At 71.5% G+C, this 14156-nt stretch carries 13 protein-coding genes and 1 pseudogene; 9 read left to right on the forward strand and 5 right to left on the reverse strand.

Annotated elements, in window-relative coordinates; translation table 11 throughout:
• Positions 1-30: 30 nt before the first annotated feature.
• Positions 31-936, forward strand: a complete 906-nt coding sequence (locus tag AQJ11_RS32385; RefSeq protein ID WP_059265530.1) for an oxygenase MpaB family protein — start codon at positions 31-33, stop codon at positions 934-936.
• On the opposite strand, the gene AQJ11_RS32390 is transcribed toward AQJ11_RS32385, so the two are convergent.
• Positions 913-1446 (reverse strand): PadR family transcriptional regulator, encoded by a 534-nt coding sequence (locus AQJ11_RS32390; RefSeq protein WP_059265531.1) that lies wholly within the window; start codon positions 1444-1446, stop codon positions 913-915. The two genes, AQJ11_RS32385 and AQJ11_RS32390, sit on opposite strands and share 24 nt — an antisense overlap.
• Positions 1447-1552: 106 nt before the next feature.
• Here AQJ11_RS32390 and AQJ11_RS32395 point away from each other — a divergent pair, with 106 nt between their 5' ends.
• A complete protein-coding gene (locus AQJ11_RS32395) occupies positions 1553-2308 on the forward strand; it encodes an alpha/beta fold hydrolase (protein WP_079082490.1) in 756 nt (251 codons plus the stop codon).
• Positions 2309-2316: 8 nt separating this feature from the next.
• On the opposite strand, the gene AQJ11_RS32400 is transcribed toward AQJ11_RS32395, so the two are convergent.
• A complete protein-coding gene (locus AQJ11_RS32400) occupies positions 2317-2916 on the reverse strand; it encodes a class I SAM-dependent methyltransferase (protein WP_058083738.1) in 600 nt (199 codons plus the stop codon).
• Positions 2917-3068: 152 nt separating this feature from the next.
• Here AQJ11_RS32400 and AQJ11_RS32405 point away from each other — a divergent pair, with 152 nt between their 5' ends.
• The 5 genes from AQJ11_RS32405 to AQJ11_RS32425 all read left to right on the forward strand — a co-directional run bounded on the left by AQJ11_RS32405 (position 3069) and on the right by AQJ11_RS32425 (position 8210).
• Complete coding sequence (locus AQJ11_RS32405) at positions 3069-3842, forward strand: MHYT domain-containing protein (protein ID WP_059265532.1); 774 nt, start codon at positions 3069-3071, stop codon at positions 3840-3842.
• A gap of 47 nt (positions 3843-3889) precedes the next feature.
• A complete protein-coding gene (locus tag AQJ11_RS32410; protein ID WP_208616663.1) occupies positions 3890-6511 on the forward strand; it encodes a sensor histidine kinase in 2622 nt (873 codons plus the stop codon).
• Entirely contained in the window at positions 6508-6945 is a 438-nt protein-coding gene (locus AQJ11_RS32415) for a roadblock/LC7 domain-containing protein (protein WP_014671219.1), read from the forward strand. Before AQJ11_RS32410 ends, AQJ11_RS32415 begins: the two co-directional genes overlap by 4 nt.
• 18 nt (positions 6946-6963) lie before the next feature.
• Complete coding sequence (locus tag AQJ11_RS32420) at positions 6964-7377, forward strand: DUF742 domain-containing protein (RefSeq protein ID WP_014671218.1); 414 nt, start codon at positions 6964-6966, stop codon at positions 7375-7377.
• Positions 7378-7607: 230 nt separating this feature from the next.
• A complete protein-coding gene (locus AQJ11_RS32425; RefSeq protein ID WP_059265579.1) occupies positions 7608-8210 on the forward strand; it encodes a GTP-binding protein in 603 nt (200 codons plus the stop codon).
• 9 nt (positions 8211-8219) lie between these two features.
• On the opposite strand, the gene AQJ11_RS32430 is transcribed toward AQJ11_RS32425, so the two are convergent.
• Positions 8220-8648 (reverse strand): PPOX class F420-dependent oxidoreductase, encoded by a 429-nt coding sequence (locus AQJ11_RS32430; protein ID WP_014671216.1) that lies wholly within the window; start codon positions 8646-8648, stop codon positions 8220-8222.
• 91 nt (positions 8649-8739) lie between these two features.
• Between AQJ11_RS32430 and AQJ11_RS32435 the strand changes: the two genes are divergently transcribed.
• Both AQJ11_RS32435 and AQJ11_RS51465 read left to right on the forward strand, forming a co-directional pair.
• The gene (locus tag AQJ11_RS32435) at positions 8740-9153 is read left to right on the forward strand and encodes a roadblock/LC7 domain-containing protein (RefSeq protein WP_059265533.1); all 414 of its coding nucleotides are present in this window, start codon (positions 8740-8742) and stop codon (positions 9151-9153) included.
• A gap of 126 nt (positions 9154-9279) precedes the next feature.
• Positions 9280-10113 (forward strand): annotated as a pseudogene (locus AQJ11_RS51465) (DUF6397 family protein); the annotation flags it as partial.
• Between the two features lie 521 nt (positions 10114-10634).
• On the opposite strand, the gene AQJ11_RS32445 reads toward AQJ11_RS51465, so the two are convergent.
• Positions 10635-11501: an acyl-CoA thioesterase gene (locus tag AQJ11_RS32445; protein WP_014671213.1), complete on the reverse strand. Its 867-nt coding sequence runs from the start codon at positions 11499-11501 to the stop codon at positions 10635-10637.
• Between the two features lie 37 nt (positions 11502-11538).
• Positions 11539-14052 (reverse strand): DEAD/DEAH box helicase, encoded by a 2514-nt coding sequence (locus tag AQJ11_RS32450; protein WP_014671212.1) that lies wholly within the window; start codon positions 14050-14052, stop codon positions 11539-11541.
• Positions 14053-14156 lie beyond the last annotated feature (104 nt).

The following is a 14156-nucleotide window of genomic DNA, read 5'->3' on the forward strand; positions in this document are numbered from 1 at the left end:
GAGGTTCGGCGGCAGAAGGGGGACGACGCGGTGAAGCGGTTCGAGCGGCTCGCGGAGATCCGCCGGCTGGACCCGGTGGCGGACGCGCTGGAGATCTACCGGATCAGCGTCGCGTACGAGTTTCCCTGGGACTACACCCGCGCTCTTGAGCTGGCTCTCTACCGCACCTACGCGGTGCCCGCCATCGGGCGGCTGCTCGCGCGGACGGCGGAGCTGACCGAGCGCACGCAGAAGCGGTACGACGACACCGTGCTGCTCCTGGACACCATCGTGGAACACGGCTTCGCGGCGGAGGAGGGACGCACCGCGATCCGGCGCATCAACCAGATGCACCGCAGCTACGACATCAGCGACGACGACATGCGGTACGTGCTGAGCACCTTCGTGGTGGTGCCCCGGCGCTGGATCGACGCCTACGGCTGGCGGCGGCTGTCCCGGCACGAGATCGTCGCCACCGCCGAGTATTACCGCATCCTCGGCCGGCACATGGGCATCCCGGACATCCCCCGCACCTACGAGGAGTTCGAGGCCCTTCTGGACTCCTACGAAGAGGCCCACTTCGGCTGGGACGAGGAGGCCCGCCAGGTCTCCGACGCCACCCTCGACCTGATGGCGTCCTGGTACCCACGCCCCCTGGCGCCGCTGCTGCGCACGGCCACGCTCGCGCTGCTCGACGAGCCCCTGCTGCGCGCGTTCCGCTACCCGCGACCCGGCGCCGCCACCTCCGCGCTGGTGCGCCGCGCGGTACGGACGCGCGGCCGGTTGGTCCGGCTGCTGCCGCCGCGCCGCGGCCCGCACTTCGCGCGCCAGAACTGGGAGGTCAAGGGCTACCCGAACGGCTACCGCGTCGCCGACCTGGGCACGCGGCCGGTCCCCGGTCTGCGCGGTTGCCCGGTACGGCACCAGGACGGCTCAGCGGCCGGCCCCGTCGAGTGATGCCAGGGTGTCACGCAGCCAGGCCAGTTCGGCCCGGCTCGTGGCGCGCGCGATGGTGAGAACGCCGCGCCGGAACGGGTCGTCCAGTTCCTCGGCGCGCAGCGGCCGGTCGCCGTCGTAGAAGAAGCTCGCCGGCTCCTCCAGGAAGGCCAGCCGGCGCCGCAGCACGGCCGCCTGTGCGGCGGGGTCCTCCAGGTGCCGCAGGAACGCGAGCAGCGTGAACCAGTGGTTCTCGTCGGTGATCTCACGCTGGGCGGGCTCGGCGAGCCGGCGCTTCAGCTCGCGCCCGCCTTCCTCGGTCAGTCTCAGCACATGGCGCGGCGCGGCCACGGCTCCGGGTTCGGTGGCCCGCACCAGCAGACCGGCCTTCTCCAGGCGCTTGATCGCCGGGTACAGCGTGCTCTCGGCGACGGGCCGCACATGGCCGGTGAGCGCCGCGATGTGGCGGCGCAGAACGTATCCGTGCAGGGGGGCGCCGTACAGGAATCCGAGGATGGCGAGTTCGAGCATGGCCGCATTCTCCCGCAGAGATACATCGCTGAGCCAATACCACCTTGACGGAATACATCGTCACCGATGTATTGTCCGGGTGTCGCGGAACACAGGGAGGGGCACGGTGCAGCAGGCCACGTTCGACAGCAGGGGAAGCCGGATACGGTGGACCGAGGTATCCGGGGCGGAGCCCGCCCGGGTGTATCTGCACGGACTCGGAGCGATGTCCGCCGTGTACCACGCGCACCTCGCGGCACGCCCCGAACTCGCTGGGCGCCGCAGCCTGTTCGTGGACCTGCCGGGGCACGGCACGAGCGACCGCCCCCAGGACTTCGGGTACACGCTGGAGGACCACGCCGACGCGGTGGCCGCCGCGCTGGACGCGGCGAAGGTCGCCGGCGCCGAACTGATCGCGCACAGCATGGGCGGTGCGGTAGCCGTCGTCCTCGCCCACCGGCGGCCCGACCTGGTCTCCCGGCTGGTGCTGACGGAGGCCAACCTGGACGCCTCTCCGCCGCCGACCGCCGGCAGCAGCGGAATCGCCGCCTACGGGGAGGACGAGTTCGTCGAAGGGGGGCACGCGCGCGTGCTGGAGGCGGTCGGCCCGCTGTGGGCGGCGACGATGCGGCTGGCCGACCCGCGCGCGTTGCACCGCAGTGCCGTCGGCCTGCGCAAGGGCTCCGAGCCCGTGATGCGGACGCTCCTAGAAGGGCTGCCCGTCGACCGTGTCTTCCTCCAGGGCGAGCACAGCGGCGAACTCCCGGGCCGGGAGGACCTGGAAGCCGCCGGGGTGCGCGTGGTGACGGTACCGGGCGCCGGGCACAACGTGATGTTCGACAACCCCGACGCCTTCGTGGCAGCCGTCACCGGAACGGGCTGACCCGATCTTCAGCCCTCGCGCACCGCGAGCGCCAGGAAGCGGGCGTCCTCGTCGGTGTATGACGTCATCCGCCAGCCCGCACGCGCGAGGAGCGGCCGGAGGTTGGTCTCGTCCCGCAGATCGTCGGGGGTGATCCGGCGCCCCTGGCGTGCCGCCAGGGCCGCGCGGCCGATGGGATGGAAGAGGGCGAGCGTCCCGCCGGGCCGTACCCCGCGGGCCAGCTCCCGCAGGTTGTCCACCGGGCGCGGCAGGTGGGCGATCAGGCCCGCGGCGAACACGGCGTCCAGAGAACCCGAGCGCAGCGGGAGCGCGGCGACGTCGGCGAGCACCAGCCGCCCGTCGCGGTGCCTGCCCGCTCGTACGGCGGCCTGAAGCATCGCCGGGGTCAGATCCGCCCCCAGCACCACGCCGGAGGGGCCCACGGCGGCCCGCAGCGGCGGCAGGGCCCGCCCCGTGCCGCAGCCCGCGTCCAGCACGCGGTCCCCCTCCCGCAGCCCGAGGTCGGCCACGGCCGCTGCGTAGGCCGGACCGTCGTCCGGGAACCGGCTGTCCCAGTCGGCGGCGCGGGCGGCGAAGAATTCCTGCACATGTGTGTGGTCGTCGTTCATGTTCCGCATGATTCCTCACCGTCACGAGGGAAGTCCTTGTGCGCATGTTCGAGCGGGACGCGATCGTTCCGGCACAACTGTGCGCCATATTCCGGCACCTTTCGAAATGCGCCCCCTTTGTGCGCCCTTGCCCCCGCTAGCGTCCCGAGGCCATGGGACACCTGGACCACGCCGCCTTCGGCTGGCTGACACCCGTACTGTCGTACGTGATGGCCTGCATAGGCGCCGCACTCGGACTGCGCTGCACCGTCCGCGCGCTCGCCGCCACCGGCCGCGCGCGTCGGAACTGGCTCGTCACCGCCGCCTCGTCGATCGGGACGGGCATCTGGACCATGCACTTCGTGGCCATGCTCGGCTTCCGTGTCAGCGGCAGCGACATCCGCTACGACGTGCCGCTGACCATCCTCAGCCTTCTCGTCGCCATGGTCGTCGTCTGCGCCGGCGTCTTCGCCGTCGGCTACAGCCGCGACCGCAACCGCGCGCTCGTCCTCGGCGGTCTCACCACCGGGCTGGGCGTCGCCAGCATGCACTACCTGGGCATGGCGGCCGTCCGGCTGCACGGCGACGTCACGTACGACCCCGTCCTCGTCGGACTGTCGGTACTGATCGCCGTGGTCGCGGCGACCGCGGCCCTGTGGGCCGGACTCAACATCAAGTCGCCCCTCGCGGTCACGGTCGCCTCCCTCGTCATGGGAGCGGCCGTCACCAGCATGCACTACACCGGGATGTTCTCGGTGAGCGTGCGCGTGGACCCCTCCGGCGACGCCCTGCCCGGGGCCACGGCGATGCAGTTCATCTTCCCCCTCGCCGTCGGCCTCGGGTCCTACCTGTTCATCACCTCGGCCTTCGTCGCCCTCTCGCCCACCGCCGACGAGCGCGAGGCGTCCGCCTCCGCCCAGCGGCCCGTCGAAAGCGTCGCCCGCTAGCGGGGCCCCGGCCCGAGGGCACCGACCACGTCCCGAGCGAGGAGGCCATGCGCCCACCCCGTACACCCGAGAACGCCGCCGCCCCGGCACACCGTCCACGCGGACGCCGCGCACACGCCGGACCGCCCGCCGACGAAGGCCGCGGCACGCCCGGCCCGTCGCCCGACTCCGCACGCGCGCGTGGAAGCCGCCGGCACCTGCGCCCCCGCACGGTGCGCGCCAAGGTGGTCAGCCTTCTGATGGTGCCCGTCGTGTCCCTGCTCGCCCTCTGGGCGTACGCCACCGTCAGCACCGCTCAGGACGTCGCCCGGCTGCGCCAGTCGCAACGGGTCGACGCCGAACTGCGCAGCCCGGTGGCCGCAGCCGTCACCGCGTTGCAGGCCGAGCGCACCGCGGCCGTCCGCTACGCCACGGACCCCCGCACCGGCGACGGCGGCGCCCTCGAAGACCTCGCGGCCCGCACCGGCCGAGCCGTGGACAGGCTGCGGCTCGGCCGGGACAGCACCGTCGCCGACAGCCAGGAACTGCCCGCCGGTGTCTCCAGGCGCCTCGATGCCTTCGTCACCGGCGCCGAGCACCTCCGCGCACTGAGAACAGCCGTACGGGGTCACAAGACGGGCTGGGACGAGGTGTACACGCAGTACACGAAGACCATCGGCGCCGCCTTCGCGGTCGACGGTGCCCTCACCGGCGTCCAGCAGGCCGACGTCGCATCCGACGCGCGCGTACTGCTCGAATTCTCCCGCGCCGCCGAAGCGCTGGCCCAGGAGGACGCCCTGCTGGGCAGCGCCCGGACCGCCGGCACCCTCCAGGGAGAGCGACTGCGGCTCTTCAGCGCCGCCGTCGCCACGCGCCGTGCCCTCACCGAGACCGCGGTCACCGACCTTCCCGCCGCCCAGCGCACCGCCTGGCGCAATCTGACCGCCGGCGGTTCCTACACCGCCCTGGGCACCGCCGAGAACGACCTGCTCGCCGCTGGACCGGGCGCCCAAGTCGCCGACAAGGCCCCGCAAGCCGCCTGGAACGCCGCACACGCGCGCGTACAGGACGGCATGCGAACCATCGCGGCAGCCGTCGGCCGTGCCGTCGCCGGCCGCGCCGACCCGGTCACCCGCGGCCTGCTCAGCCCCGCCGGAGCCGCCGTACTCCTGGGACTCGCCGCCGTCGCCGCCTCTCTCGTCATCTCCGTCCGCATCGGACGGGCTCTCGTGGTCGAACTCGTGAGCCTGCGCAACGACGCCCTGGAGATCGCCCGTCGCAAACTCCCGGAAGCGATGCGGAAACTGCGCGCGGGCGAGGAGATCGACATCCGGGCCGAGGCCCCCTCCGGACCGCCGGCCGAGGACGAGACCGGTCAGGTCGCGGAAGCCCTGACCACCGTGCACCGCGCCGCGCTGCGCGCCGCCGTGGAGCGCGCCGAACTCGCCAGCGGCATCTCCGGAGTCTTCGTCAACCTTGCCCGCCGCAGCCAGGTCCTGGTCCACCGTCAGCTCAGCCTCCTGGACAGCATGGAGCGGCGTTCCGATGACCCGGACGAACTCGGTGACCTGTTCCGCCTGGACCACCTCACCACCCGGATGCGGCGCCATGCCGAGAGCCTGATCATCCTGTCCGGCGCCGCGCCCGGCCGGGCCTGGCGGATGCCGGTGTCCCTGACGAACGTCGTACGCGCCGCCGTCTCGGAAATCGAGGACTACGCGCGCGTGGAGGTACGCCAGTTCCCCGAGGCGTACGTCATCGGCGCGGCGGTAGCCGACCTCACCCATCTGCTCGCCGAAGTCGTCGAGAATGCGGCCCAGTTCTCACCACCGCACACGCGCGTGCGGGTCACCGGGGAACCGGTCGGCAACGGCTACGCCCTGGAGGTCGAGGACCGGGGGCTCGGCATGGGCGCGGAGACCCTGGCCGAGGCCAACCGCCGCATCGAACAGTCGGAGGCGCTGGACCTCTTCGACAGCGACCGTCTCGGACTCTTCGTGGTCAGCAGGCTCGCCTCCCGGCACGAGATCAAGGTGCATCTGCGGACCTCACCGTACGGAGGCACCACCGCCGTGGTCCTGCTGCCGAAGGCCCTGCTGCACAGCGGCTCGACGGAATCGTCCGCCCGCCCGGGCGAACAGGCACGACCCGAGGAGGAACGCGCCTACGCGCGCGTGCCCGGCGCGACCTCGCCCCAGGAGGCCGCCGTCACCGCGTGGCCGGACCGCCCCGCCCTGGCAGCCACCGCACCCGGCCCGCACAGCGTCACGCCGACACCTGGTCCCCAGAGCACCGGGAAGGCGGCCGATGCCCACGGCACCCGGCCGGTCCCAGGCCCGGACGGCACCGGCACGGCGGCCCGTTCCCACGACACCGCCCATGAAGCCCCGCCGCCCGGCGTCACCGCCCTGAGACCGCACCGCTCGCCGGACGACCCAGAGCCCTCCGGCGACCTCCCGCGCCGTGTGCGCCAGGCGAGCCTCGCCCCGCAACTGCGCCACCAGCGCCCCGAAGAGCCGGCCCAGCAGCCCATCCGCCACGGCGACGACCGGCGCACTCCCGAACTCGTACGGGACCGTATGGCGGCCTACCGCGACGGATGGACACGTGGCGGTGGCAGGCGGCCCGGCCGCGGCACCGCACCGGAACCGGAAACGGGCAGTCACAGCAGCGAAGGAGACCCGGCATGATCCAGGACCCGACATCGAGGACCGGCCAGCGGTCCGGCGAACTGGACTGGCTGCTCGACGACCTGGTGACACGCGTGCGGGAGGTACGGCACGCCGTCGTGCTCTCCAACGACGGCCTGGCGGTCGGCGCCTCCACCGGCCTCGCGCGGGAGGACGCCGAGCACCTCGCCGCCGTGGCCTCCGGCTTCCACAGCCTCGCCAAGGGCGCGGGACGGCACTTCGGAGCGGGCGGAGTACGCCAGACGATGGTCGAGATGGACGACGCGTTCCTCTTCGTGGCCGCGGCCGGTGACGGTTCCTGCCTCGCCCTGCTCACCGCGGTCACGGCCGACATCGGGCTGGTCGCCTATGAGATGGCCCGCCTGGTCAAACAGGTCGGCGAGCATCTCTACACGGCGCCGCGCGTCGCGGCGCGACCGCCCGCCGCCGGATGAGCCGGGAAGGCGGCACCGATGACCGAGAACCCGACCGGCGAGCCCCGCGAGCCGGGCAGCCAGTGGTACGACGGCGAGGCCGGACCCCTGGTCCGCCCGTACGCCATGACGGGTGGCCGCACCCAGCCCGGGCCGACCGGAGTACGCTTCGACCTGATCGCACTCGTCACCCTCGACCCCGCGGCACCGGCGCTCGACGACGACACCGCGCTCGGCCCCGAGCACCGGACCCTGATCGACCTGTGCCGCCCGGAGACGCAGTCCGTCGCCGAACTCGCCGCGGACGCGGACCTACCGGTCGGCGTGGTCAGGGTGCTTCTCGGGGACCTCCTGGAACTCGGCTGTGTGACCATCAGCCGCCCCGTGCCACCGGCCCGCCTGCCCGACGAGCGGATCCTGCGCGAGGTCATCGAGGGATTGCGAGCACTGTAGATGAACGTCCGGACACCGCCGTACGCCTCGCCGTGTCAGCATCCGTACGCCCGACCGCGTCCCGGTGCGCCCGATCCGCTCGCATTGCGCCAACGACCGGGCCCCGACCGCTCATATCAGGTGTACTTCGGTCCCATCGCCCCGACCCGCGTCCCCGTTGTCATGATGCTGCCTTCACCCCCGGAGCACGCGGACGCCGGCCGTGGCCGGCCCTCCCGAGAGAAGTGATCATGGTCTCCGAGCACCCCGACACCGCTGGCGACACCTCCGCCCTGGCACTGAAGATACTGGTCGCCGGTGGTTTTGGCGTCGGCAAGACGACCCTGGTGGGGGCCGTCAGTGAGATCCGGCCGCTGCGCACCGAGGAACTGCTCAGCGAAGCGGGTCAACTGGTGGACGACACCGACGGCGTGGACCAGAAGGTCACCACCACCGTGGCCATGGACTTCGGCCGCATCACCATTCGCTCCGGCCTCTCGCTCTACCTCTTCGGCACACCGGGACAGGACCGCTTCTGGTTCCTGTGGGACGAACTGGCCCAGGGCGCCCTCGGCGCCGTGGTCCTCGCGGACACCCGGCGACTGGAGGACTGCTTCCCGGCCGTCGACTACTTCGAGCACCGGCGCATCCCGTTCGTGGTGGCCGTCAACTGCTTCACGACAGCCCGCTCCTACGGCGCCCACGACGTCTCCCGGGCGCTCGATCTCGACCGCGGCACACCCGTGGTGCTGTGCGACGCGCGCGACCGCGACTCCGGCAAGGAAGTGCTGATCAGGCTGGTCGAGTACGCCGGGCGGATGCACACCGCCCGGCTCCTGGACTCCGTCGGCTGAGCCCGCCGCTCAGGCCGCGATGTCCCGCACGGCCAGCACGTTGTCGATGGTCACGCGGACGAGCAGTTCACCCGGAACGCCGTTGCGGGCGCCGTACTCCTCGGCGCGGTCCTCGCCCATGTACCGGGCGGCGATCCGGGTCGCCCACAGACGTACCTCGGCCAGATCCTCCGACAGGTGGGCGCGGCCGTTCAGCACCACGAAGTGGAACGGCGGACGGTCGTCGTCCACGCACAGGGCCACCCTGCCGTCACGGGCCAGATTGCGGCCCTTCGCCGTGTTCTTGCCGGTGTTGAACACCAACTCGTCCCCGTCCAGCAGAAACCAGATCGGAGCCACATGCGGGCTTCCGTCGGCACGGACGGTGGAGAGCTTGCCGGTGCGGGTGCCGTCCAGGACGAACGCCCGCCATTCCTCATCGGTCATCTTCTCTGCCATGGGCCCATCCTCCTTGCCCGCACGCCGGTCGTGGGGAAGGCTTGCGGCAGTTCCTCCAGCCAGGGGGGAGACATCACACGGGGAGACGGACATGGCGCAGAAGCAGGGTCTCGGCTGGCTCGTGGACGACCTGACCGAACGGGTGGACCACGTACGCCACGCGCTGGTCCTGTCGAACGACGGGTTGGTCACCGCGGCGAGCACGGGGTTACGCCGCGAGGACGCGGAACATCTGGCCGCCGTGGCATCCGGGCTGCACAGCCTGGCCAAGGGCTCGGGACGCCACTTCGGCGCGGGCAGGGTGCGCCAGACGATGATCGAGTACGACGACGCCGTGCTGTTCGTGACCGCGGCCGGCAGCGGCAGCTGTTTGTGCGTACTCAGCGGGGCCCAGGCCGACATCGGCCAGATCGCCTACGAGATGACCCTGCTCGTCAACCGGGTCGGCGAACACCTCGGCATCGACGCCAGGAAACCCGAGAGTCCCTCTACCACGGACCTCTGACCTGCTGGTTTTTCTGCCCCCGTGGAGTTATCCACAGGCTCGCCACGAGTCGCGACGAACCGGCTACGGTGAGTGCACGGCGAACGCGCAAGGCGTGAGCCACCGACTCCACGGGGGAGTACGACCATGTCGGCAAGCACCTTCGGCCCAACCCGCCCCAGCACCTGCACGCCGAGCCGCGCCGCTCGCGAACTGGGGCTCAAGCGCGTCGAGTTCGACCTCGCTGTCCAACTCGGCCGCATCCGGACCGTGCCCGACGAGGGCGGGGGAGGCAGCCGGCGCGTGGAGCACGCGGAGATCGAGCGCCTCCGCGCACAGGACGGCTTCCCCGAGTCCCTGCGCGAGCGGGTGCGGGTCGTGGGTACGGCGGAGGGCGCCGCCCTCATGGAGATCCCGGCCGGCCGGTTCACCCGGCTCGCCCGCCTGGGCCTGCTCGTGCCCGTCAAGTTTTACCTCAACCGTTACCGCGCCGTGGTCTGGCTCTATCTCGTGGAAGAACTGCGCCAGTTCACGGCGAGCCCGGAGCACGCGCACCTGCTCAAGGGGCGTACGCCCGAGACCCTCCGGGGCCAGCTGGCGGCGGGAGTGGACCTGCGGGCACGCAATTGGCGCGCACGCCAGGTCGGATTCCAGCTGCGGCAGGCCGAGGACCCGTGGGCCCGTGCCGCAGCCGTGGCCGCCTTCCTCGCGCCCGTCGAGGTCGCCGACGTCGTCAAGGACCCCTACGAGCGCGCTCACCTGAACCGGTTCCGGCCCGTGTCGCCAGGGGCGGGGGTCTCCGGGTCTCCCTCCGCTCAGCTCGCCGAGCGGATCATGACGGCGCAGGACGCGGATGAGGTCGGCTGGCTGCGCAGCGAGTTGGCGCGCTCGGTCGAGGAGGCCCGGGCCATTTCGCCGGCCCCGCGCCCGGCCGCCCACCGGGTTCCGGCGATGCGAGCGGTCGCACGCCCCATTCCACCGATGGCACGGACGGTCACCCGTCCCACGGAAGAGGCGACGAGGCCGTGGGAGCCGGCCACACGGTCCCTGAAGCCGGCGGGACCGCCTCCGCGGCCGGCAGCACGGTTTCCGCGGTCGGCGCGTGGGGCGACTCCGTCCCGTGAGCCGGCGGCACCGCTCCCAGAGCCGGCGACACGGCGTCCGCAGCCGACGGGACACCCCGCGGAGTTGGGACCCCGCGTCCTGCACATGCGGACGCGGCTGCCCGAGTCGGTGGCGACACAGCTCATCAAGGCGGCGACAGCGCCCACGGATCCAGCCATGCAACACCCCGAGTCACGGGTGCGGTCCTGGCAGTTGTACGTCGTTCCCCGGGAGCCGGCCGTGCAGCCGACGGTGCCACCGGTCCCTCGCGACCACGAGCCGGCACAGCCCGCTCCGCCGCCCTCGTCCCGCGGTCTCCGGGCCTGGCTGCGGCGCAGAAGCGCACGGCCGGCACGGCCCGCGCGGGTCTAGCCGGTCCTGGGTTTCGCCGCCAGGTGCTATAGGGCCCTGAACAGGCCCTCCTGCACGACCGAGACGAGCAGCCGTCCCCGCAGGTCGTAGATGCGCCCGCGAGCCAGCCCACGGCCGCCGGTGGCGATCGGCGACTCCTGGTCGTACAGGAACCACTCGTCCGCGCGGAACGGCCGGTGGAACCACATGGCGTGGTCCAGCGAGGCCAAGTCGAAGTTCCGCGGCCCCCACAGCGGCTCCACCGGGAGGCGTACCGCGTCCAGGAGGGTCATGTCGCTGGCGTAGGTGAGCGCGCAGGTGTGGACCAGCGGGTCGTCACCGAGCGGACCGACGGCGCGCATCCACACGGCACTACGCGGCTCGGCGCCCTCGATCTCCTCGGCGTTCCAGCGCAGCCGGTCGACGTACCGGATGTCGAAGGGCTGGCGGCGCGCCATCCGCTCCAACTGCTCCGGCAAGGCCCCCAGATGCTTGCGGATCTCCTCGGAGACCGTCGGCAGCGACTCGGGGTCCGGCACCTCCCGGGCCGGCGGCAGCTGGTGCTCGAACGGTCCTTCCTCAGGCTTGTGAAAGGAGGCGGTCAGATTGAAGATCGTGCGGCCCTGCTGCACGGCCGTGACCCGGCGCGTCGTGAAGGAGCGTCCGTCGCGGACCCGCTCCACCTGGTACACGATCGGCACGCCCGGCCGGCCCGGGCGCAGGAAGTACGCGTGCAGCGAGTGCACCGGGCGCTCGCCGTCCGTGGTGCGGCCGGCGGCGACCAGTGCCTGGCCCGCGACCTGCCCGCCGAAGACCCGTTGCAGGGACTCCTGCGGGCTGCGGCCACGGAAGATGTTGACCTCTATCTGCTCCAGGTCGAGGAGGTCGACCAGTCTCTCGGCCGGATTCGTCATCGGTGGGATTCTCCTCTTGCCACTGGCCGGGGACGGTTCACAGCTGGCCGACCTGCGTGACGCGGACGACCGCACGCCCCTCGGCGTCGGAAGCCGCAAGGTCGATCTCCGCGCTGATGCCCCAGTCGTGGTCGCCGTTCGGGTCGTCGAAGATCTGGCGGACGCGCCACAGGCCGTTCTCCGGCTCCTCGTGGATGACGAGCAGCTTGGGGCCGCGGGCGTCGGGCCCGGTGCCGAGGTCGTCGTACTCGTCCCAGTACTTGTCCATCGCCTCGCCCCACGCCTCGGCGTCCCATCCGGACTCGGCGTCCAGCTCGCCCAGTTCCTCGACCTGGTCCAGGGCGGCCAGCTCCACGCGGCGGAACATGGCGTTGCGGACCAGGACGCGGAAGGCGCGGGCGTTGGTGGTCACCGGCTTGACCTCGTCCGCCTTCTCCTGGGCCTCCTCGGCGGTCATCTCCTCCGGGTTGGCGAGCTGCTCCCACTCGTCCAGCAGGCTGGAGTCCACCTGGCGCACCATCTCGCCCAGCCACTCGATCAGATCCTGCAAGTCCTCGGACTTCAGGTCGTCGGGGATGGTGTGGTCCAGGGTCTTGTAGGCGCTGGCGAGGTAGCGCAGCACGATGCCCTCGGTGCGGGCCAGCTCGTAGAAGGACACCAGCTCGGTGAAGGACAGCGCCCGCTCGTACATGTCCCGGACCACCGACTTCGGCGACAGCGGGTGGTCGCCGACCCACGGGTGGCTCTTGCGGTAGGTGTTGTAAGCGTGGAAGAGCAGCTCTTCCAGCGGCTTCGGGTACGTGACGTCCTGGAGGCGCTCCATGCGCTCCTCGTACTCGACGCCGTCCGCCTTCATCGCGGCCACGGCCTCGCCGCGCGCCTTGTTCTGCTGGGCGACGAGGATCTGCCGGGGGTCGTCCAGGGTGGATTCGACGACGGAGACCATGTCGAGCGCGTACGACGGCGACTCGGGGTCGAGGAGTTCGAACGCGGCCAGGGCGAACGTGGACAGCGGCTGGTTCAGCGCGAAGTCCTGCTGGAGGTCGACGGTGAGCCGGACGATGCGGCCCTCGGCATCCGGCTTGTCCAGCTTCTCCACGATCCCGCCGTCCAGCAGCGAGCGGTAGATCGCGATCGCCCGACGGATGTGCCGCAGCTGCTGCCGGCGCGGCTCGTGGTTGTCCTCCAGAAGATGGCGCATCGCCTCGAACGCGTTGCCCGGCCGGGCGATCACCGACAGGAGCATCGTGTGCGTCACGCGGAATCGCGAGGTCAGCGGCTCCGGATCCGACTCGATCAGCTTCTGGAAGGTGTTCTCCGTCCAGCCGACAAAGCCCTCCGGCGCCTTCTTGCGCACCACCTTGCGCCGCTTCTTCGGGTCGTCGCCCGCCTTCGCCAGCGCCTTCTCGTTCTCGACGACGTGCTCAGGCGCCTGCGCGACCACGAGCCCCGCCGTGTCGAAGCCGGCCCGGCCGGCCCGGCCCGCGATCTGGTGGAACTCACGGGCCCGCAGCGTGCGCACCCGGCTGCCGTCGTACTTGGTCAGCGCCGTGAACAGCACGGTGCGGATCGGCACGTTGACGCCCACACCGAGCGTGTCCGTGCCGCAGATGACCTTGAGCAGACCGGCCTGGGCGAGCTTCTCCACCAGGCGCCGGTACTTGGGCAGCATGCCGGCGTGGTGCACGCCGATGCCGTGCCGGACGTAACGGGAGAGGTTACGGCCGAACTTGGTCGTGAAACGGAAGTTGCCGATCAGCTCGGCGATCTTGTCCTTCTCCTCGCGCGAGCACATGTTGATGCTCATGAGCGCCTGCGCCCGCTCCACGGCCTGCGCCTGGGTGAAGTGCACGATGTACACCGGCGCCTGCTTGCTCTCCAGCAGGTCGGTGAGCGTCTCGGTGAGCGGGGTCAGCTTGTACTCGTAGGAGAGGGGCACCGGGCGGGTCGCCGAACGGACCACGGAGGTGGGGCGGCCGGTGCGGCGGGTGAGGTCCTTCTCGAAGAAGGACACATCACCCAGAGTGGCCGACATCAGGATGAACTGCGCCTGCGGCAGTTCCAGCAGCGGGATCTGCCAAGCCCAGCCGCGGTCGCCCTCCGCGTAGAAGTGGAACTCGTCCATGACGACCTGGCCGACATCCGCGTCCTTGCCGTCGCGCAGCGCGATCGATGCCAGCACCTCGGCCGTGCAGCAGATGACGGGCGCGTCGGCGTTCACGGAGGCGTCGCCGGTGAGCATGCCGACGTTCTCGGTACCGAACAGCTTGCACAGCTCGAAGAACTTCTCCGACACCAGTGCCTTGATCGGTGCCGTGTAGAAGGTGACCTCGTCCCGGGCCAGCGCGGCGAAGTGCGCACCCGCGGCGATCATGCTCTTGCCGGAGCCGGTCGGCGTCGAGACGATCACGTTCGCCCCGGAGACCACCTCGATCAGCGCCTCTTCCTGGTGGGGGTAGAGGGTGAGGCCGCGCTCCTGCGCCCACGACTCGAAGGCTTCGTACAGGGCGTCGGGGTCGGCGGTCGGCGGCAGCTGATCGATGAGGGTCACGCCCCCATCTTGCCTGGCCTTCCGCCCGAGCGGGGAATCGGCTGGGGATGCGAAGATCACGACCGCTACGCTGTGTCGCCGATGCGGCGTCACCGCACCAGGTC

The sequence above is a fragment of the Streptomyces corchorusii genome, assembly GCF_001514055.1.
GTDB classification, from domain to species: Bacteria; Actinomycetota; Actinomycetes; order Streptomycetales; family Streptomycetaceae; genus Streptomyces; species Streptomyces olivaceoviridis.